Source organism: Vibrio sp. qd031 (genome assembly GCF_002100145.1).
GTDB lineage: Bacteria > Pseudomonadota > Gammaproteobacteria > Enterobacterales > Vibrionaceae > Vibrio.
In genome coordinates this window covers 287,358-309,069 of record NZ_JXQD01000024.1, presented here as the reverse complement: position 1 = coordinate 309,069, position 21,712 = coordinate 287,358, and the positions used below count along the sequence as shown (strand labels likewise).

17 protein-coding genes and 1 pseudogene are annotated in these 21,712 nt (G+C 45.5%); 12 read left to right on the top strand and 6 right to left on the bottom strand.

Annotation, left to right across the window (positions count from 1 at the left end):
• Positions 1–353 precede the first annotated feature (353 nt).
• The 4 genes from ST37_RS10240 to ST37_RS10225 form a co-directional block, all read right to left on the bottom strand.
• Positions 354–1,202: an amino acid ABC transporter ATP-binding protein gene (locus tag ST37_RS10240; protein WP_084885950.1), complete on the bottom strand. Its 849-nt coding sequence runs from the start codon at positions 1,200–1,202 to the stop codon at positions 354–356.
• Complete coding sequence (locus ST37_RS10235; RefSeq protein ID WP_084885948.1) at positions 1,195–1,860, bottom strand: amino acid ABC transporter permease; 666 nt, start codon at positions 1,858–1,860, stop codon at positions 1,195–1,197. The genes ST37_RS10240 and ST37_RS10235 overlap by 8 nt, the downstream gene beginning before the upstream one ends.
• Before the next feature lie 43 nt (positions 1,861–1,903).
• Entirely contained in the window at positions 1,904–2,545 is a 642-nt protein-coding gene (locus ST37_RS10230) for an amino acid ABC transporter permease (RefSeq protein WP_084885946.1), read from the bottom strand.
• A 129-nt stretch (positions 2,546–2,674) separates the two neighbouring features.
• Positions 2,675–3,541, bottom strand: a complete 867-nt coding sequence (locus tag ST37_RS10225; RefSeq protein WP_084885944.1) for a transporter substrate-binding domain-containing protein — start codon at positions 3,539–3,541, stop codon at positions 2,675–2,677.
• Between the two features lie 238 nt (positions 3,542–3,779).
• Here ST37_RS10225 and ST37_RS10220 point away from each other — a divergent pair, with 238 nt between their 5' ends.
• On the top strand, positions 3,780–5,300 hold the full coding sequence (locus ST37_RS10220) for a PLP-dependent aminotransferase family protein (RefSeq protein ID WP_084885942.1): 1,521 nt from the start codon (positions 3,780–3,782) through the stop codon (positions 5,298–5,300).
• Between the two features lie 164 nt (positions 5,301–5,464).
• On the opposite strand, the gene ST37_RS10215 is transcribed toward ST37_RS10220, so the two are convergent.
• Complete coding sequence (locus ST37_RS10215; RefSeq protein WP_084886643.1) at positions 5,465–6,781, bottom strand: aspartate aminotransferase family protein; 1,317 nt, start codon at positions 6,779–6,781, stop codon at positions 5,465–5,467.
• A 362-nt stretch (positions 6,782–7,143) separates the two neighbouring features.
• On the opposite strand from ST37_RS10215, the gene ST37_RS10210 reads away from it, so the two are divergent.
• From ST37_RS10210 to ST37_RS10200, 3 genes and pseudogenes are all read left to right on the top strand, one after another.
• Positions 7,144–7,839: a sulfite exporter TauE/SafE family protein gene (locus tag ST37_RS10210; RefSeq protein ID WP_084886641.1), complete on the top strand. Its 696-nt coding sequence runs from the start codon at positions 7,144–7,146 to the stop codon at positions 7,837–7,839.
• A 12-nt stretch (positions 7,840–7,851) separates the two neighbouring features.
• Entirely contained in the window at positions 7,852–8,604 is a 753-nt protein-coding gene (locus ST37_RS10205; protein ID WP_084885941.1) for an SDR family NAD(P)-dependent oxidoreductase, read from the top strand.
• 153 nt (positions 8,605–8,757) lie between these two features.
• Positions 8,758–9,050 (top strand): annotated as a pseudogene (locus ST37_RS10200) (transposase); the annotation flags it as partial.
• Here ST37_RS10200 and ST37_RS10195 read toward each other — a convergent pair.
• On the bottom strand, positions 9,037–9,255 hold the full coding sequence (locus ST37_RS10195) for a hypothetical protein (RefSeq protein ID WP_084885939.1): 219 nt from the start codon (positions 9,253–9,255) through the stop codon (positions 9,037–9,039). The pseudogene ST37_RS10200 and the gene ST37_RS10195 sit on opposite strands and share 14 nt — an antisense overlap.
• Before the next feature lie 1,743 nt (positions 9,256–10,998).
• Here ST37_RS10195 and ST37_RS10180 point away from each other — a divergent pair.
• The 8 genes from ST37_RS10180 to ST37_RS10135 all read left to right on the top strand — a co-directional run bounded on the left by ST37_RS10180 (position 10,999) and on the right by ST37_RS10135 (position 21,534).
• A complete protein-coding gene (locus ST37_RS10180) occupies positions 10,999–11,553 on the top strand; it encodes a hypothetical protein (RefSeq protein ID WP_084885934.1) in 555 nt (184 codons plus the stop codon).
• 14 nt (positions 11,554–11,567) lie between these two features.
• Complete coding sequence (locus ST37_RS10175) at positions 11,568–12,104, top strand: hypothetical protein (protein ID WP_084885932.1); 537 nt, start codon at positions 11,568–11,570, stop codon at positions 12,102–12,104.
• A gap of 22 nt (positions 12,105–12,126) precedes the next feature.
• Positions 12,127–14,880 carry a TcfC E-set like domain-containing protein gene (locus tag ST37_RS10170; protein WP_084885930.1) on the top strand — a complete coding sequence of 918 codons (2,754 nt, stop codon included), beginning with the start codon at positions 12,127–12,129 and terminating at the stop codon, positions 14,878–14,880.
• Positions 14,880–15,629, top strand: a complete 750-nt coding sequence (locus tag ST37_RS10165; protein ID WP_084885929.1) for a hypothetical protein — start codon at positions 14,880–14,882, stop codon at positions 15,627–15,629. Before ST37_RS10170 ends, ST37_RS10165 begins: the two co-directional genes overlap by 1 nt.
• The gene (locus tag ST37_RS10160) at positions 15,608–16,630 is read left to right on the top strand and encodes a hypothetical protein (RefSeq protein ID WP_084885927.1); all 1,023 of its coding nucleotides are present in this window, start codon (positions 15,608–15,610) and stop codon (positions 16,628–16,630) included. The genes ST37_RS10165 and ST37_RS10160 overlap by 22 nt, the downstream gene beginning before the upstream one ends.
• A gap of 65 nt (positions 16,631–16,695) precedes the next feature.
• The gene (locus ST37_RS10155) at positions 16,696–17,013 is read left to right on the top strand and encodes a hypothetical protein (RefSeq protein ID WP_084885925.1); all 318 of its coding nucleotides are present in this window, start codon (positions 16,696–16,698) and stop codon (positions 17,011–17,013) included.
• 103 nt (positions 17,014–17,116) lie between these two features.
• Positions 17,117–20,380 (top strand): hypothetical protein, encoded by a 3,264-nt coding sequence (locus ST37_RS10150; protein ID WP_084885924.1) that lies wholly within the window; start codon positions 17,117–17,119, stop codon positions 20,378–20,380.
• Positions 20,381–21,306: 926 nt separating this feature from the next.
• Positions 21,307–21,534, top strand: coding sequence for an MbcA/ParS/Xre antitoxin family protein (locus tag ST37_RS10135; RefSeq protein WP_084885919.1), 228 nt, complete (start codon positions 21,307–21,309; stop codon positions 21,532–21,534).
• Positions 21,535–21,712 lie beyond the last annotated feature (178 nt).

The window sequence follows — 21,712 nt, the reverse complement described above, 5'->3', positions numbered from 1 at the left end:
GTTTTTTCTTCACTACTCTAGGAAAGGATCTTTGTCGTCTCGGCTCTAATATTTAACTCTCGCTCATCGAGTAATAGCTCGGACGTTGCCTTGTTATTGCCGTGGTGAAAAATAGGGGAGACCCTGCACAAAACTCATGAGACAGTTGCGGATCGTCTATGAACGATATGGTTTAGAAAGAGAACAAACTGGATGCAAATTGGTCTCAAATTCCTTTGGTAATTAGAGTGCGACAGAATCGCTTGGTGATCACAAGCCAGCACACATCTCGCTAGCTTGAAGATGGACATTTCCATTTTAGCAAGGTTGCTAATTTAGCAAAGCATGAATGACTAAGAGTATGGAAAAGTCGCTTACGTGAGTGCCTCAAGCTTGAGGAATTGCCTTATCCTTGACGAGTCTGGATTAGTGAAAAACTTCTCTGGGTTGGATTTCTCAATCAATATCCCCTTTTCAAGGAATACCACCTGATCCGATACTTGACGTGCGAACTCCATTTCATGAGTCACCACCACCATGGTGTAGCCCTCTTGTGATAGCTTCTTCATCACCAATAATACCTCTTCGACTAATTCAGGGTCGAGTGCCGAGGTTGGCTCATCAAACAGCAATACATCCGGCTCCATCGCTAATGCTCTGGCAATCGCGACACGTTGCTTTTGTCCGCCCGACAACATACTTGGGTAACTCTCGAGTTTATGCGACATCCCAACCTTGTCCAGTTGCTTACAAGCCATCTCCTCAGCGTCCGACTTCGCCATTTTTTTCACGTGTATCAACGCTTCCATGACGTTTTGCAACACAGTTAGATGTGGCCATAAGTTGAAGCCTTGAAAGACCATACCAAGACGTTCTCTGAGCTTAGCCAGCTCTTTGTATTTGAGCGGCTTACCTGTTTCAGAGTTAATACCAATGCGCTCATCACCCATAAAAATGGTGCCGCGTTCTGGTTGTTCTAACCAGTTCATGCAGCGCAATAACGTCGATTTACCTGAACCCGACGAACCGAGAATACTCACCACATCACCTTTATTGATTGTGAGGTTGATGTCTCGCAGCACTTCAATACCATCAAACTGTTTCGACAAGTTTTCAATGTTTATGATCGTCTCTTGTTCTTCCAATAATGGCTCGCACTCAATGACTTCCAAAGAAGGGTTATTCGGTGCTTCCGTTTCTATAATCTCTGGTTGTTTAAGCATGGCTAAGCCCTCTAAGTTCAACTTTGGTTTGAATTCGTTTGGTGATGGTTTCAAGTACAATACTTACAGCCCAGTAGAGCGCGATAGCAATAATGAATGCGTTCAGTGGAATGAAGTACGTTGATTGAATACTGTTGGCTGCCGCAGTAATTTCTGCGACGGTTATGATGCTAAGAAACGCAGTGTCTTTTAAGCAGATAATGAGCTGGTTAGTGATCAGAGGAACCGACTTAAACAACACATTGGGGGTGATGATTCGAGTGAAGGTTTTTAGCTTAGAAAACCCATAAGCGTGTGCGGCTTCGATGTAACCTGGGTCTAACCCTTTACGTACGCCTCGAAAAATCTCACAAAAATAGGTGCCGTGATAGAGACTAAGCGCGATGATTCCCGCTGTTACTGCGTCTAATCGAATGCCAACTTGAGGTAAGCCGTAATAGAGCAGGTACGCTAAGATTAGAAACGGTAAGGTGCGCATCATGCTTATCAAGCTGTTGATTGCGTGCTTTACACCAAGCTTTGAGTTTTCAAGGCAGTACAACAAACCAATGCCAATGATGAAACTCAAGATTGAAGACGAAACAAATAGATAAAAGGTGGTTGCAAACCCTGAAGCAAACAGCTCTTTTTGTTGCCAGATAATAGTCCATTCTTCCATATTTACTCCTTACATTTACCCACTTTATAACGGCTGTATGCACTTACTGCTGCAGATAAGTGGCTCGGTTTTCAGCCACAGCTTGCAACTTCACCAACACGCCAATAACCATCATATATATGGCACCGGCACACAGAATGGGCCCGAGGGGTTCGTAGGTAACCGCAGAGATTCTATTGGTGACACGGGTTAAGTCGACGATGCCGATCACTGCTATAGCTGGGCTACCTTTAATTAAGAACGACATCTCATTTACTAGCGCTGGTAGGCTCATGATCACCATTTGTGGGAACATGATGCGGCGGAAGTAAGTGATACGTCTCATACCAATGGCTTCAGCCGCTTCCATTTGCCCTTTTGAAAAGTTAAGAAAGGCGTTGCGCCAAATCTCTGCATTGAATGCCGATGTATTGAGTGTGAGTGCTAAAATGGCAGAAACATGCTTATCTAAATTGATGCCAAATGATGGAAAAGAAAGGAAAATAAACAGAGCCAATGTCACCAAAGGCGTTGCTCGCGCCCAACTAACATAGATACCCAACATTTGATCCACAAACGGGATTTTCATCATTCTAACCAAGGCAATCATTAAGCCGATGACGACGCCTAAGACAATCGAGACTGCCGATATCCAAACCGTTGCCCACGCGCCCTGTAGTAACTGTTCCCAAGCGTAAAAATCCATAAACGACCTCTATTTATCAGCGGCTTCTATCGATAAATTGTGCAAATGACTCATGGGTTAAACCGCTGTGAACCCATTGACATGGAGCCGGCAACTGTGTGTGTCGGCGCATGATCATTCATTATTCATCTATTGAACGGCTGTTAGCTTGCGGTACTGCTCAACCGAAGTGATGGCCTCTGAAGGTAGTTGGTCGAACGATTCACCGAACCACTTCTTCTGTAATTCTGCCATTTTTCCTGTTTTCTCAAGGTGTAGAAAGAATTCCGTTAGGTAAGCCAAAAGTTCAGGATTATCTTTGGGAACTGGCCAGCTAACGAAGCCCGGGCCAGAGACCGCTTCGCCTTTTTTGAATACCTTTGACTTCGACTTCACTACCTGGTTCACAGAAACCACACTGTTGATCACATAGTCGATACGGCCGATCGCCAAGTCTGAATACGCTTCTGGATAAGATTGATACTGAACTACTTTACCCAACGACTTGCCTTGTGCTTCTAACATCTGTTCCAGCTCAGGAAGTCGCTCTAGCAAGGCACTGCCCGCTTGTAGCCCCACCGTTTTACCATCTAAATCCGCGACAGTATTGATGTCGTCATCACCCGCTCGGGTTAAGAAGTAGTGCTGCGCTGAAGCAATAGGTGGAGTAAAGTCGAATGCCTTTAGACGAGCGTCGGTAATGATCGCTCCAGTTAACGCCACATCGTATTGACCTGCGGATACTGACGCGAGTAACCCTGTCCAAGGTAAGATCTCCTGTTCAATATCGAACGTCGAATATTTACGCAGTTCATCAAGTAGATCTTTATTAATCCCAGCCGGATTGCCACGATCGATGTAGTTGAATGGCGAATAGTTATCTTCTGTCGCCACTTTCATAAAACCTTGCTTTTCGATGGCTGCAAGCTCGGATGCTTGAGCGATACCAAAACAACCCAGTACGATTGTTGCTGCCGCTGTTGAAACCAATGCCTTCATCGTCATTCCCTGTTTCATACGCTTTCCTTATCGAGATTATTTGCCTGCCTTTACTTTATGAACGGAATGCCTCGAAGACGTAGAGCCAATTTGATTTTCGGCTTGGGACAGAGCTATTTTTAATTTAGATCAAAGCATCTTTCACATTGGATACCGATCAAAAGCCAGTCCCTAAAACACCTATGGGAACTCTGGCTCACTTCTTGCAATTTTATTAAAGAGGACCGAGGTTTACTGAGAGTAAGGACCGTATCTCATGGCGATAAATCACAATTGTTTCATCGAGTTTGATTCCAAAAGAAGCCTGCAAGAACAAGTACGTAGCTATTTGGTGACGGCGATACTAAATGGTATTTTTCCTGCAGAACAAGCGCTTCCGTCTTGTCGCAAGCTCTCTAGCCAATTGGGCGTTTCACGCAATACGGTCTCGTTGGTGTACGACAGTTTACTCGATGATGGTTATCTCATCAGCAAGCCTCGCAGCGGTTATTACCTGTCAGAAAAGTATCAAAATCCAAGCGAAACAATGGATACGAATTTGGATCATTTTGAATCAACAGACAACGACAATGCACCGGATTGGAGCAAGCGAGTAAAACTGCAATTGAGCCAATACCCTCGCATCGTCAAACCCTCGCATTGGAGCTGCTATCGATACCCATTTATTTTTGGCCAACCCTCTATCAATGACTTTCCATTAGCTCAATGGCGAGAAGCGACAAGAAAGGTCACTTTAGATCCACATGACCACCGCTGGCTGTGTGACAAGGTCGATAAAGACGTCGACATGTTGGTCGAACAGATACGCACAAGAGTTCTCCCTCAGCGCGGCATTCACGCCCAAAGTGATGAGATCCTCATAACCTTGGGTTCACAGAATGCATTGTATTTGATTTCGACCTTGCTCATGAACCATCAGAGCCGAGTCGGTGTCGAGAACCCCGGCTACAAAGAAGCGCATCACACCTTTAATCTCTCTGGTGCGCAGTTACACCCGCACCAAGTGGATGAACAAGGATTAAGATTTAATGAGCACTCTTCACTTTGCGATCACTTCTATGTTACACCTAGCCACCAAGCCCCAACCGGCGTCACCATGAGTGACGAGCGTCGAGCTCAGTTACTGGCAATGGCCAAAGCCAATGATGCAGTGATTATCGAAGATGACTATGACGCTGAGTGCAACGTGGAATGGAACCCTAAACCTGCGCTGAAAGCCAATGACAAGGAAGGGCGCGTCATCTACGTCAGCAGCTTCTCTAAACTACTGGCACCCGGGTTGCGGTTAGGCTACATCGTGGCACCAGAAGAGTTAATTTACGAACTTAGAATATTGCGTCGATTGATGTATCGACACGCTCCAAGCCGCGTTCAAATGGAAATGGCGCACTTTATTGAACAAGGCTACTACGACAGCTTTGTGAGGCGTTTTAGAGAAAATACGCGCCTGCGCTGGAAGCTTATCAACGACGCAGTCTTGAAATACTTACCTGACTGCAAGCGACTGGCTCAAAGCGAGCAGGCCAACTCTCTTTGGCTACAAACGCCCAGCCACATCAATAGTCAGCGTTTAGCGTCACGAGCCGCCCAAAAGGGCATATTAATTGAGACAGGCTATTCGCACTTCATGAGTAATGACAGCACACAAACAGAACTGGGCGCGGATCCGCTATCAGACTATGACCCCAACGCCTATTTTCGATTAGGCTTTCACGCCATCGACAAAGATCTGATCGCCCCCGGCATCAAAGAGCTGTCAGAAGTGATGAAGATCTAGCATTAGTAAAGAACGGTTTAACCAAAGTGATTAAGTGAATGAATGACAAAAGAGCATCAATCGATGCTCTTTTGTCGTTTCTGAAGGTTAAGTTTGGCTCGTTGAAAAGAGCGGGAAATCCTTTGCTACAGTGATTTTGTTGCGCTGGCTATTTTATTGAAAAATTAACACGCGAGCTCACACAATACTTCATCAATGATCTTGACGCCTTTCTCTATCTCACTTGGCTGAATAATTAAAGGTGGAGCGACGTGAATGCGGTTATTGACAATGAAGGTCAACAAGCCTCGTTTGGTCAATTTTGCTTTCAATTGCCCCATTTTTTCATTGCTTAAAGGAGTCTTACTTTCACGATCTTCCACCAGCTCTACTGCCCAAAACATCCCTTTTCCGCGTACATCACCAATCATAGGGTGCAACTCTTGAAGGCTCAGTAGAAGCGGCCCTAGAACGCTGTTACCGACGTTATCTGCATGCGTGACAATACCTTCTTGCTCCATCACATCGAGCGTTGCGACGATCGAAGCCATAGCCAAAGGGTGACCAGAGTAGGTTAAGCCACCCATAAAGAAGTTCGACTTAAAGTACTCAACGATCGGTTCGCTGACCACCACACCACCAGCAGGTACGTAACCGGAGTTCACCCCTTTGGCGAAAGTAATCAGATCCGGTACGACATTGAAGTGCTCAAACGCAAACCACTTACCCGTGCGACCAAAGCCGACCATCACCTCATCAAAGATCAGTTGAATGCCGTATTTGGTTGCCAGCTCACGCACTCCGATAAGGTAATCTTTGGGCGGAATGAGAAAGCCAGCCGTTCCTGGGATCGTCTCTAAAATAATTGCCGCAATCGCCGTTGGTCCTTCGCATTCAATCACTCGCTCTAAATGCTGTAGGGCACGCTCACTCTCTTCTGCCTCAGTCGCCGCATTGAACTCGCTTCGATACAGAAATGGATTGAAGAAGTGAACGTGCCCACGGCTATACTCGTTTGGAATTCGACGAAAGTCCCCCGTCGCCGCAATAGCAGTGCCTGTATTACCATGGTAAGAGCGGTAAGCAGATAGCACCTTGTCGCGCCCTGTGAATTGTCGAGCCATACGAATCGCATTTTCGTTGGCGTCTGCCCCTGCATTAGTAAAGAACACCTTCTTAAACGAACTTGGCGCTTTCGACAAAATGCGTTTGGCCGCCAACCCACGAGTGAGGTTTGCGGTCGCTGGAGCAACGGTCACCAAGGAGTCTGCTTGATCTTTAATCGCTTTGATCACTTGTGGATGCTGATGACCAATGTTGGTATTAACCAGTTGGCTACTAAAATCAAGGTACTCTTTACCTTCGTAGTCCCACATTTTGCATCCTTGCCCACCCGCAATGGCGATAGGCTCAGCCGCTTCTTGAATCGACCAAGAATGAAATACGCTCTTGTCGAGGTCGATAATATCTTGGTTCACAAGCTGTTCTGTTGATACTTCCATTTTATCGTCTCCATTAACAACATTAGAATAACAGCCGCTCGTACTTGGCTCGTCTTCGAGAATGAAAGACGCGACACACGACATTGAAAAGGCTGCGCTATCGGATGGAATAATCTTCATCCCAAACAGGGCGGAGCTCATAGTGTCAGTTTCAACAAAACCGTGGGCCAGTGAATAATTCCATACCTCGTCCCCGAACCAACCAACGGCCTGACCCATTCCAATCGTCGATCTGGCTCTATTCAAAATTCTTAGGTGTGACTAGATTGAAAGGCAGACGAGACAAGTCTCAACGAGCGCTAATTAACGCAGCACCAATATCAAACGCAATGAGGTAAACAAGAGTGGAAGTGGGATTGGCGATGACATTGATTCTGTTTGCAGGAGTAGTTCGAGGCTATTCAGGGTTTGGGTTTGCGATTCTCGCAGTGCTGTCCCTCAGCTTTATTGTTCCCCCACTGCAAGCAGTAACCATTGCTATCCTGTTGGATTTTTTAAGTACCTTTCCTCTACTCAAGCGAAGTAAAACCACCATCAATATCCGGCTTATTGCGCCACTGTGTATTGGCATGTTGGTTGCGGTACCTTTCTCGCTGTATTTCATTAGCACGGTATCGGAATCAGGCTTGAAGGCCTTTATCGCGATGATGTCTTTAGTTGCTGGCACGCTGATTATTTTGGACTTACGCCTCTCTTGGTTACACCAACGACACGCGTTTTGGGCGGGAGCAATTTCGGGGTTTAGTATGACCACCGCCTCTTCGGGAGGTCCACCATTAGTGACGTATTTGATGAATCTAACCATTAAAACCAGTGAACAGAGAGCCACCGCAATTGTGTTTTTTCTGATGAGTTCAGCGATTTCACTGATCGGTTTTATGTGGATTGGTGCATTTAACCAAGGATCGTTAATCACAGGTTTATGGCTATTACCGGCAGCTTTGATAGGCAATATACTGGGGCAAAAGCTGTATCTATCGGTGCCGAACTTGTCTGCAAAAACAACGACCGCGCCGATTTTGATCGGCATGGCACTACTTATGTTAATTTCAAATTAGAAGGATGTATTTATGGATAAGATAGCGTTCATTACAGGGGCAACCTCTGGTTTCGGCAAAGCGGCGGCAAAACGTTTTGCAGAAGATAACTGGTCGTTAGTGTTGTCTGGTCGTCGAATCGAAAGATTACTCGAGCTAAAGGAAGAATTAACGGTACCTGTGCATGTAATTCAGCTCGACGTTCGAGACGCAGACGCCGTAAAACAAGCGATCGATTCACTACCTACTGAATTTTCATCGGTTACAGCATTAATCAACAATGCAGGCCTAGCCTTAGCACCAGAAGGCGCGCCCGATGTGGACTTAAAAGACTGGCACACTATGATCGACACCAATGTCACTGGCTTAGTCAATGTCACTCATGCACTGCTGCCTACGTTAATTAAAAAAGGCGCTGGGAGCTCTATCATCAATGTCGGCTCAATTGCAGGGCAATGGCCTTATCCTGGAAGCCATGTGTACGGAGGCACTAAAGCATTCGTAAAGCAGTTTAGCTACAACCTTCGCTGCGACCTACAAGGCACAGGAGTGCGTGTGACGGATCTTTCCCCTGGCATTGCGGAAACCGAATTTACGCTAGTGAGAACCAAAGGCAATCAGGTCGCTTCGGACAATCTTTACCAAGGTACAACGCCATTGTCAGCAGAGGATATTGCCGAGCAGATGTTTTATATCGCGACCTTGCCAGAACACATCAACATCAATCGAGTCGAGGTGATGCCAACTCGACAAGCGTGGTCTCCATTCTCTATCGACAGAGACTAACGTCAAATAGACCAAAATAATAAAGGTGCTTGTTCGATTCAGAGCGCCTTTCACTTTACGAAGTGTCGATAAATGGGCAAAACTACGTCTTGATCCGTACCAGCAGTATCGGACACCGAGTTAAGTGAGTAAAATAACTAATGAGGTGAATCAATGACTATTAAGACAACTAAACGGACTCGACACACAGAAGAGTTTGAGGCAGAAGCATTAAAGCTTGCAGATTAAATTGGTGTAGCGAAGGCTGCCAAGCAGCTTTCCCTGCATGAATCTCAACTTTATGCATGGAGAAAAGCCCTGAAGCACAATGCAAGTGTCAGCAATAGAGAGCAAGAACTGGCCTCTGAAGACGCTAAACTTAAACGTTTCTTAGCCAAACAAGCAGAGGAGCTAGAGATTGTAAAAAAGGCCGCAACCTACTTCGCCAAGCATCTAAAGTAGAATGCTAAGAATTTCTGCTTGAGCATCTGATATTGTCCACTTCCCCATTAGTGACACAGGGGCATAAGCGTCATTTGCACTCACGAGTTGCCTTTTTTGTAAATCCAACAACTTAACCACAAACAGACCGTCGTATGTGGCAACCACCACATCACCTTGGGCGCGGGCGAAGTAAGTTGATGACTTTGTACATAAGTAAAGAAGTATCATACTCGAGTCTATCTAACTCATTGATTTTCTGTTGATAAAAAGCATCTCAATAAAATATCATACTGAAGATACCGTCATAGCTAGGAGCTTAAGCTGAGTAATAAAGTCTCATACTTTAAAATCATCCCACTCCTTTATTTAGCGATATCTAATCCATACCTCTGAATTTCTTGCTCATTTTCGCCCCACAAATGATCTATATCATAATACAAAGTGTGGTTATCTCGTTTTAATAAACTTTAGATAGAACACCATATATTGATTTTAAAAATTAGATATGTGGCATATATAGACTTATTTAATTATAAGAACAAACAAAGAATGTATAACAAACCTCTGGAGTCCATACATCTATAGTGGGCATCTTCCCTGATATTTTTGCGCGACATACGGAGCAGGGTTCCTATCCTCCCCAAAAAACGTAAACACTGCTAACCCTTGTATCGAAAATGTTATCGTTATGTATAAACTCCGTGGTTTATAATTTATTTAGCACATTAAATGGCTGGTATTTTGTAAGAAAATATTAATTATATTAAATTTATATATTTTTATGCGCATAATGGTGCGTATGAGTTGTGGGTGTTTTGTGAAATTAATTGAAGTGACAAGTTATCGTGATTGAGGGGATTAAATCACAGGTTTTAGCATGTTGTGAACTCAGGGCAGATCTGTACAGGGAAATTTTACACTAGCTTCTCTATGTAAACACTATGGTTACGATTAAATGTTCGAATATAAAATTGTGGAGAGCTGCAATCTGAATCCACTGAAATTTGATAAAAAGTAATTTTTTCCAACGGAGTGGTTGTGTCAAAAGACTCAGAGCTACTTATATCAGATTTCACCGCTTCAATATCATGTCCTTGATTACCTGTGGAAACACAAGGAATGCGTGGTAAGCAAGAAGAATATTTCAGAACATGTCAAAACCAAACAATCGACATTTAGTCAGCAAGCCGCGGTGATTGCAGTGCAAAAATTAAGAATAATCCTCACAAAGCACAGAATAGTAACGGTTAGAAAGGTTGGGTATGTCCTTCAAAATATTGAGCTAGAGTGATGTTCAGAAGGGCAATCTGGTTAACTGAGCGCTACAAGCGGATATGATTTGCCCGTGCTAATTATTCAGCACTGCGTTATGAACAAAGGCTAATTGAGTTTGTCGCTGGTGTTACTAAAAGGTATCTCATCCCCAAATCGATACCGATGCTCTTTTTGCTCATAGGTAGTCGTTAAGCTTGAAGTCGCATGGACAAAAATTAAATATCGACCAGCCCCTAGGGGTACAGAATGCTGCTTTGTTGAACTTAACAAACAGTTTAGAACGCTTCTGTTTTGGTCGGGGATTTTCGACAATCAAAGACGTTTTTTGATGCTGCTTGTTGGTGATGTAAGAGGGTTGTCGAGATATGAAGGCGCTCATTAAACCAGTTAACGTATTTGGTTTCTGAGATCCATTGGCTGGCTAGAGGCGGCATTGTCGTTAACTTTTGGGTTCCGATTGTAGAACGTGTCAGCGCGCCAATACAGGATAGAGTTATAAACAAAACGTACACTATCAAACGTGCGATCAAGCCAGTTTATTTGCTCGTTTGTTAGGTTCATGCAGCGTTTATCGCTCTTTCTTTCATGGCTCACAAGAGGGCACCATTCTTTGTGGGTGTAAAGGATATTCAATTCATAGATAGGAGGGGCGTTTTTCACTTACATAAAGGTAGGCGGGAAACGCTAGCAAACAAAATGAGACAATGTAATCAAAAAAAAATATGGGTGGCAGGAACCATTGCCGCCGTCTTATCCGCAGGCGCTTTCGCTGATGAGACTGCGACTGCAGCTTTTCAGTGGGCAGGAATTGTACCAGGTGCCAGTGGGGATAATACCTCGTTTCGTGTAGTACCAGGTGATATGTCCACCGATTTCAATAACGGTATGTTGCTTATTACTGAAACGACGCCTGGAGCTTATAACGTTCGTGGTTATGAGATGGACTTTAAAGTTCAGAAAGATGACGGCAGTAATGCGAACTGGCAAGATTTGGATGAGTTTGATTATTCGGTGCAGCGCTTGGCTTATGCATATGGTGCATCGGGTATGATTTCTGATTTGGACAACTCTCATTACACCGTTGTGGTGGATGGTGATATTTCTGAGTTGGGCGAGAATAAGTCCTACAAGGGTAATGGCCGCGTTAATGTACCTATTCACGTGGAGTCTGTGAATGACATTACCACCGGTCTTGAAGCTGGGGTGGGGGTTGCTGTCTCAGCGACCTTACTGATTACTCAAACGCTTTAATTGAGGAGGTTCCCATGCGATGCATTATAGCGCATTTTATAATACTAAGCGTTATGGGCATGGGAGCTGCGTCCTATGCGATGCCTATCGAAAAATCATTTCCTATCACCATGAATGTGGAATGGACAGAGGCGGGCAATCGGATACAGGTTGTCCCCGGGGAGAATACAACGGACTTCAACCATGGTGTGTTACAGATAACAGAAACAACCCGCGGAACGTATGAGGTTCTTGGGCAGGAGATGGATTTTAGGGTTGAAGAGAAGCAATCTGACACGGCTTGGGTCGCACTGGATACCTTTGAGTATACCGTACAGCGGGTGCGTTACGCCTATGGTGAGTCGAACATGTTGCTGGATGATCGTGGCATATACCGCGTCGTGGTAAATAATATTGTCGCGCCAGTGGGGGAGGCGATGAGTTACAGTGGTCATGGTCGTACTAATGTGCCCATTTATGTGGAGTCGACACATGAGTTTACTGATGAGTTAGAAGCAGGAACACAGGTTGCGGTATCGGCGACCTTGCTTGTGACACTAGGGACGCTATAGCGGCTAAGGATTAAAAATCGTGATGAATAGGTCATTGCTGTGGCTATTTGCAGTATCAAGTACGGTAATGGCTGATAGCTATCCAGACGATTTTTCGAATTATTTTATTGAAAGCCCTCAGCGTATTGATGTCGTGATTGCCGGGGAGCGAAGTGGGTTGGATGTGTTGGCACTCGTCGACTACGACTCATTTCGTTTGGTTGAAGGAACAAACGAGTATTTATCATTAGCGGCATTTTTATCACGTAGTCACATTAACCGATCGACAGTGGATGTCATTATGTCGGACGCGGTCGTAGGCATTGGTACGGACCCTGACTGCTCTGTCCGCTTTAGCCGTTGCTTGCTTACGATGAGTGGTGATGACCAGCCCCGCTACGTGTTTAATTTTGATGAGAGTGTACTCAAGATTTTTGTGCCTGCATCGAGTGTTAGTGGGGGGAATGATCATATTGAGTATGAGGCGCCATGGAGCCACTCATCGGGTCTGATTAACTGGAGCAACCTGTATGGTTATACCGAATTTGAGGGGCGAGAAAGGATTAACTGGTCAAATCAAACGACCCTAGGGTTGCCATTGGGGTATCTGTATATGGATACCACGCTAAAAAATGACGATTTTACAACGTATGCTGCGCTGTATGACGCTGAGTGGGAAGGTGTCCGTCTACAAGCCGGTCAAAACCGTTATAACCCGAGCTTCAATACCACGGATTATCTCAATACCGGTATGACTCTTAGTGGTTATAACGTGTTTGTGGGCAGTAGCCGAAATCTGGTACGCGGTAGTGTGAAGGCGTTACAGCGCATTCACTTTTACGCGCCACAGCAGGGACGAGTGGAAGTGTATCGGGAAGGACGCTTAGTGCTGACAAAGGTGGTCGCTGAAGGTCAGCAATACTTGAGCTATGACGAGCTACCTGTCGGGGCTTATCAGGCTACATTATTGCTGAAAGTGAGTGGTGAAGTGGTGCTCACGGAAACCCGACAGGTGGTCAATGATCAGCTGTTTTCATTGCGACCAAGTGAGACGGATTGGGTGGGGGGCATTGGCCACTTTAATACACTCGACGACGACTATTATGGCTTACCGGAGGGAGCGCGCAATTACGCACGAGTAATGACAAATGCTCGTATCACTGAAGCGTGGATGTTGGGAGGGGCGGCGACGGGGACCAGTGACAATTTGTACGGTCAAGTGGGAAGTCAGCTACAACTAGGAGACCTCTCTGCTAGTTTTTCTCTGGGTTTTTTTTCAGAGGGTGAGTCTTATCAGACGGCAAGCCTGAGCGTCAGCCGTGTATATTCATATTGGCGATCGTTTAATTATGATACCGCACAGCCAGAGCGTCTATCACTGCCTCACTATCTATATGGCTTGCAAGCGTATAAAGAAGTTGGTGTGGGGGGGTATTCTGGTATCGGGAGCGGCCAAGGATATCTGCGATATAGCTATTACGATATAACATCACCACTTCGTGATGGGCTGGCAGATAGGATGACCAATCGACATACAGTCTCAACCGGTTATGACGTACCATTCTTTGGGGGCTCGTTAAATCTCTATGCTGACTATTACTTTAACAACGTACAGGATGATGACTATCGAGTGATGTTGTCGTGGAGTCGTGACATTGGTCGTGGATTGTCGATTCAAACGTCGACCTACGTTAATCAGAATGGCTTTGATTCCAACGTGAATTACCTGCGTGCTCAACAAGACATTGATGAGTGGCATCTGAGTGGTGCAGCGGGTGCCAGATTTAACCGTGATAACACGACAGAGGCGAGTTTGAGTGCTTCGGTGATGGGTAGAGACAGCAGGGCCAATTATTCAGCTTATGGGTTTGTTAATAATGGCGGCACTCGGGATGCGTCGTTAAACATCAGCGGTACCCAAGTCATCTCGTCACATGGTCTCGCGCTAACACCTGAACGAGGCCGAGCCTTTGTGAGGGTAAAACGTCATTACAATGAGGTCTTTGACACTGAAAAACCACACCTTCAGTTAGTGGTTTCACGCGATGAACATTACGGCTATCGCCGTGAATTTGAAGATGACGACATACTGCTTAAAGTTAATGAGTTTGAATATTTGCGTGTCGATGTGGATGAGCTCGGGAGTTTTGTGGACGTGGACAATCGTTACTTCCAAAGTTTCATTCATCCGGGGGATGTCTACGATTTTCAAACGACCCTTTCTCCGCTCGCCTATATGATAGTAGTCTTGGATGATGTCTATGATCACCCTATTACGTCTTTACAATGTTTGGGTGACGATTGCGTCGCGATAGAAGCGCTCACTGAAGACGGGGTGTTTGGTGTGAAATATCGTCAAGGTGGTCAATTTCAGCTGATCTCCAGTAAAGGGCTGTGTCTGCTTGATACGAACGATGAACACCGTTACCTCAAAGGGTATTGTTTGCCGGGCATAGAGGAAGTGGGTGAGTTTCATTGGAACGTCGCCCCAGAGCGAATCGAAAAGTCACCGGCTTTACTCGATGGGCATTCGGCATTGATGTTCTTTTTGGGACGTTTTGGTGTGGGCCAAGAAACGGAAGCGATAACATTACAACTTAGGAGTGAGTCCATTCCCTATAAAGTGATCAACGTCGCCAATGAAGTCTTTATCTATATTTTGGATCAACAAGAGTTCACTCAAGCACAGCGGTCTTTGTTAGAAAAGCTCGATACGTATGTGCTATTGAAAGATGCAAAAATAGATTTACTGACTAACCGAATAAAGACAAGCCATTCAGAGCAGGAGGTGTACTAATGCGATTAAAGCAGCGAGCAAAAAATGTTGTATTGGCGTGGATGCTGGTCCTACCAATAAAGTCGTATGCCATCGAAATTAACACGTTGTTTTCTATTGCCAATGATAATGGGGTCGCGACATTCACATTAGGCAACCCTCAGCGGCATCGATTGTTTATCAATATCGGGATGAGCGAAGTACAGATTGAGAGCGGTGAGTTAATCAAAATCCCGTATACGAGAGACAATATTGACGATTGGAAAATAGAGGTACGGCCTGGTCGCGCCATTATCAATCCAAACTTCGAAAAAGATTTTCAAGTACTCATGCGCTGTGGCGGAGAATGTGATCGACGTTATGACCAAGTGTTTCAGGTGATGTTTGTGCCAAGTCCGTACTTTCCAGAGTTGGAAGGTGAGCAAGATGCGAAAGTACAAATGTCATTTGGGCTCGCGCCCTATGTTCTTCTTCCTGGGGAGGAGGTGCCTCTGGATTATGACATTCGCTATGAAGAGGGAGCGTTGAGGATTGAAAATCACAGTGCAAACTATTTCAAACTTCGTGTGGATGTATGTGGTGAAGCGGCGATAGATTACACGTGTAGTGCCACTTATCAAATTTTAGGGGGGCGTCATGTCACACTGTCGCTCAGTGATATATTCATTGAGTCAAAGCTTCGCTTACAACTTCGCACACACAACAATCAATATGAAGTGAATGAGTGGATTTTCCATGGAGGGCATCTATGGTCAGGCAATACGTATTAATATTGCTGATGTTTTTGTCCTCGGCAAATGCCAGTGAAGTACGTGGTCGTATTGAGGGAGGGAGGCTATCTTGGGACACGGCAGTGACGTATGGCGACACAATAATGCCATCCCAGTGGACGGTTTTACCATCATTACCTCCTGCGAGTGTATGGCTAGCACATGGAGTGAGTATCTTTCAAACGAACCTTACCCTTAACAATGATGGTGAAACGGTGACACTGCCTCTCACAGACATTGGAATGATTTATAAATCCAATGAGATGGGGTTTCGTCCAGACGCATCGACCGTTGCAGGGAAGTGTTCAACTGAAGGCATAACTGAGCTTAGTGTTATGGGAGCCAATTGCGGTGAAAGTAGTTATTGGTTAGAAAAAACGGGGGAGGCGGTAACGCCGTTTGCGTTTTCTAAAGTGATACTGCAAATCCCACCGAATACGATTCTGAACTCTTTCAAAAGAAAAGCCGCTGGTGAGTATCGTGGCAGTGTCATCGTGAACTATGGCTATGACTATCGTTTTCATAGCTCGGGGCAGCGGGTACGTCACCAATTGAGTGAGTTGGTATCAGTGGTTATCCAGCACAATCCAGAAGAGCTGATAAGTGTGGCAGTGACCGGAGGAGAAACGTTTACCCCTCGTTACGATGCGTCGACGCGCCGGCTAAAAGGGGGGACGCGTTTTGAGGTAGATATTCAGGGAACGTTCTTGAAAGGGGTGAAGCTGACACATCAAAACTTAGGTAAAACGTTTGAGCTTGCTCCTCCCTCTAACCAAGGCCCCGCAGTCCCTTATAGCGTGATATGTCTGCAATGTAATGACACGTTGCTTGTCGATGTTGGTCAGGCACGCATTGATGAAAAAGGAACGTTGATACTCGGGCAGGGCGATATGCGGATAGGTATTGAAGTCAACGTGGATACCACGGTCGAGACTATGACACTCGAGCCTGGGCTGTATACCGATATATTTTCACTCGTGTTTGAACCCGCTGGAATGTAGTAGTCAATGACTCCATCCATGAAGGAGCAGAATACGTGGTCAAAATCATTCACTGAGAGGCCGGTGTGAGTGAAACAATATTGAGCACCAGAGTCGCCATCGATGAGAGAGTGCATGGTAGTGCAAGCATTCAAATGACCGCTGTTCGTGAGTCAGTTCGAACAGCCACATTCATTCAAAGTATGCAGCACGCGACCAAAGCACAGTTGGAAAAGGAAGGGGCTGGCATCAAGCGATACATTATCGTGCCTAGAGATTGGGCAAGTAAGATAGCACCGCGCTATTGCATTACCTTGTCATTGCTCGAGACCTTGAACTCTTGGCTGGCTGAACGTAACGCGGCAGAGGCATACATTTACCTGGGAGAAACAGTATGGTGTTGAGCGTTGGGGAGAAACACTCGTGTGCGGCTTTGTCCATTGTTCTCTGAAAATGGTTCAATCCCCCTTTAGGACATTGGTCGTACGATGTAAGGACACTATGTTTATGAAATTTTCTTTTTCTAGCTTAATAATGAGCTGTTGGGTACTGTTGGCAGCCTGTGGTGGAGAGAGCACCGATGTTGCCTCGCCAGAGTCAACCCCACCACAGATAAAGGCTGCAAGCGGCTTGACGGTCGTCAGTGGTGACAACCACTATATTAACTTAAAGGACAAAGTATTCTCGTCTCAAGGGGAAGTACGACTGGTCAATGTCGACTCTCCCACCTGCGCTAGGGCAAGGGAGGATGAGAAAGGGCTCGGTTTTTATATCGACATGACAGAGCATCTCTCACTTTGCTCTTATCAATACACTGTTGAGGCCGATTCACAGGGGCGTTCATCTACCGCGTCAGCTCAAGTCACCGCAGTCATGGCTTCATCCTCTGATTTTTTACAGCCCCTTAGCGTGGCGATGAACAACGGGCAAAGCGCCTACCCAGTGCCACTGCCGAAGGAAGACAGTGCAGGTCATGACATATCGGGTTATCAACTGAGTTTCAACGGGGCAGCAGATATTATCATTGATGGCTTACCGATTTCTGTATCGCCTTCCATTGTTCGCTCTGCCTACAATACGTTAATCCTCGATGCAACGGTGCTATCAGAGGTGGTTACTGGGTATAGCCGGATCACTTATGTCATGGAAGCACCAGATGAAAGCGATGAACCGCAAGTCTATGTTGGTACCATCGACGTTGCTATTTCAGAAGAAGGGAGTCATCCTCCGGTTTTTAATAGTGGGGACTATTCGCGGGTGTTGACGACGGGGAAAACAGAGAAGTTAGATTTGGATAATTCGCCTTTTGTGGAGCCAGGGAATCGGCAGTATCAGTTGGTGAAAGTGGAAAGTTGGTATGCGAATGTCGCGTTATCAGATCCAGACGATGTAACAAACAAGGTGTTTACGTTCAAGGCTCATCAGCCGGGGGAGCACCAGGTGAGTGCAGTGATCGGCGACCATTATGGTGGATTCGATACTGGGGTCATCAACATAATGGTCAAAGATCCATATACCTTATGGAATGATATTACTGTCGGCACAGAGACCTTTTCTGCACCCTCGACGCAGACGCAAGCAATACAAGCAGGTCTTGTCAGTGAGCCTTACGCTGATGAGTCTTACTTGACCGACACGGCCACGACCTACTATCTCTCACAAGTATCGTATCAAGAAGGGGAGGGATATTGTCGTGAACGAGGGGGAGAGATACCAACGAAGGCTCAATTTGATGCTTTGTATAGTACAAACCCTAGGTTCCAAAAGTGGCCTTATGGGCAGATGTACTGGGTGGCAAAGGAGGAGGAGGGAGGCGAAGCTTATGATCTTAATACGGGCATGTTCGAATCAAGCTCTGAGCCACATCACTATCTAACGTGTGTGTTTGAACAAAAATTGTATCTCAATTCACAGACAGAAGACAAAGTCATAGCGAATGGTAGTGATGACGCGGTGATGACGATTAACGTATTCCCACCTCGGGTATTGACGATTGATATCTCGGCAAACAGCCCCAATCCTGAATACCCACAGACCGTCACCACCGATGAGCAGGGGAAGGCGGCCTTGATATCACAGAGTTTAATTGCGGAGACGGTGACATATACAGCCCGGTATGGTCCAGTGTTTGATGTGGCCCAAGTCAGCTTTAAAGGAGATCCTCAGACGGCATCAATCACTGTAGAAGTGAATAAAAATGGAGCAATGACGCGTTGGTTTGCTGAAAATGACCATAACAAAGCCACCATAACGTTGGCTGACGATAATCATAATCCCATTGAAGGGGAACGCGTTAGTCTCCGTGCCGATAGTCATTGGGTCAGCTTGGGTAACTCCCAAAGTTTGACTGACAGCACGGGACAGTTGGTGATAGAAGCAGTGAGTTACGCTGATGCGGCTATGACCAGTAAGTTATCGGCGAGCTACCAACGCCCAAACGGCTCTCTGGCGTCAGAAATGAGCACGCTCTATTTCATCGATAAGCCAACGTTGTATAACGTAAAGACGATCAGCTCAACCCAATCAGCATTTGCGGCGATCAAAAGTGATGGTAGCGTTATCACATGGGGGGTTATTGAACACGGTGGCGACAGCGACTCGGTGTCCACTCAATTAACAGGTGGTGTATCACACGTTTTTGCAAATAACCTGGCTTTCTCAGCCTTAAAGACTAATGGCACGGTCGTGACTTGGGGGGTGGGTAGTAGTGGTGGAAATAGCTCGTCAGTTCAGAGCAAGCTCAACGACGTCACGGATATTCGTTCAACATTAAGTGCCTTTGCGGCACTGAAAGCCGATGGCAGCGTGGTTACATGGGGAGATGAGGAGACAGGTGGGGATAGTGACAATGAACGTGAAAATTTGGCAGGTGGCGTGGTAAATATTGCCTCTACAGTCGGTGCTTTCGCGGCGTTGAAAGCCGATGGTCGCGTGGTCACATGGGGAGATAAATATTTAGGTGGGGATAGTGAAGATGTTCTTTCTCAATTAACGGGTGTGGTGAGCATTGCTGCAACGGACGGTGCATTTGCGGCGCTGCGAGATGATGGTAGTGTTGTGACCTGGGGGGATATTGACTTTGGTGGCAATAGCGATAGCGTCGCCTCCCAAATTGCTGACCAAGTAAAGCGAATATATGGCAATAATGGTGCTTTTGCTGCGCTCAAGAGCAATGGTCATGTCGTTGTTTGGGGGAACTTTTCATATGGAGGGGATAACCGTGTTGTTACGGATATAACGAATGTTTCAGACATCTACGCTACAGAGCGTGCTTTCGCTGCATTAACGAGTGCTGGGAGCGTTTATACATGGGGCTCACCCGGTTTCGGAGGTAACAGCACCAGTGTTAGCAACGATTTAGTGAACGTCGTCGATATCTTTTCGAATGATAAAGCCTTTGTTGCACGAAAAGACGATGGGAGTGTTATTGTTTGGGGGGACGCTAGCTATGGCGGTGACCTTACCTCTTCAGGTGTCGATGATGTCGATGGTGTCACTCATATCTCGTCGACTTCCAGTGCTTTTGCCGCCTTATTGAGTGAGGGGAAAGTGATAACATGGGGCAATGTGGCTGCGGGCGGAAACAGTGAGAGTGTAGCCATTGCCTTATCAGAAGGCGAGATCGTTGATATTTTCTCAAATGACTCTTCTTTCGCAGCACTAAAAAATGATGGCAGTGTCATCACGTGGGGCGCGGAATTCGAAGGTGGGAACAGTTGCCTAGTTCAGCCTTATTGGTTAATAGGGGAAGGGGTGTCTGAGGGGTGTTAATGGGGGCCGCTCTTTGTTGCCTAAATAGAAAAATCCTACTAGAACCAACACCAGAGCAAGCTGAGAATCTGGCTCAGATGGCAGGTTGTGTGCGCATGGTATTCAATGACAACTAACATACCGCGCTTAGACAGATAATGACTTACTCGTGACTCCAACTGCAGAATACTGCGATTTTTGATTCCTTCCAACCGTTTTGTATAAACAAAGGCATTCAAAAGGTCTTTATTCATAGTTTTATAATCAGGGGTGTGTTTTATTTAGTAACTTTGGGCTTGTGTACCTGTGTTACTCGCTCATTAGCTGTGAAGTCTCGCTTTCTTATAGTCTCTACAATCGCCCGCAAACGCTCTTTGAATATCTCTGGTGTATCAGATGTGGAAACGGTCTTAATTGCTCTTCTAGTCTCAAGAGAGACTACCAGATTGCGGTCAATAGCTTGATATCGATTAGTCGTTCCCAAGGAGAATCGTATTTCACTTGGAAAGCCTTTATTTTGGAGTGATAGAGGGATGTAGATACGAGAGTAGTAAGTAGCGTTTCTATTTCTTGTTAGATACATGTTGTGACACCTATTCGTGACACCTGCAAATTCTTAAACGCCAGATATGAAAAAACCCGCTGAAAATCAACGGGTTATCTCATTAAAAGTGGCGGAGAGATAGGGATTTGAAAGCTATCGCTACGACATTAATAAAACTTAACCGTTTGATAAACAAAGACTAAATCTGAGAACTTAGTTCAGAGGTTAGTCAATTGATGGTGCCAATTGACTATAGTCTACGAGGTAGGGTTTCAGCAACTTTTTTTACCAAACCGCATAACGAATTTTACGGGTCTGCGCAAGGTTAAGCACATTTTTGGACAGAGACATCCTTCTGTGCTTGAATGAATTGATCAGTTACATCGATAGGAATACTAAAGTCATGAATGCTCTTTACAAGTCTCAAGTCCTTACAGATTTAAGTAAGAAACACCCAGATATTTGCTGTGAGTTGATAGAAATGTTTGAAGGCAAGGAGCACCTCTGTGAACAGTGGCTTAGTCTTCCAAAGCGTCCTCTTCAATATAGAAGTCCAATTGATCAACTAAAAATTGATGCTGAAAGTGTTCGTGACATGTTAGAGCGGATGAAAACAGGAGACTTCTCGTGAGAAAAACTTTTGAATTATTACTTACCTCTGTCCAAAGGCGTTTTTGACCAGATTGAAACTAGCGGTAGTCGTGCTAGCACGATTCTGGACAAAAGTAAGCTAGTGATGCACCTAAACCAGTAATTCATAGATTATGTGATGTATTGCAAGCCTCTAACCTGGTGGCCAACTTCACTCA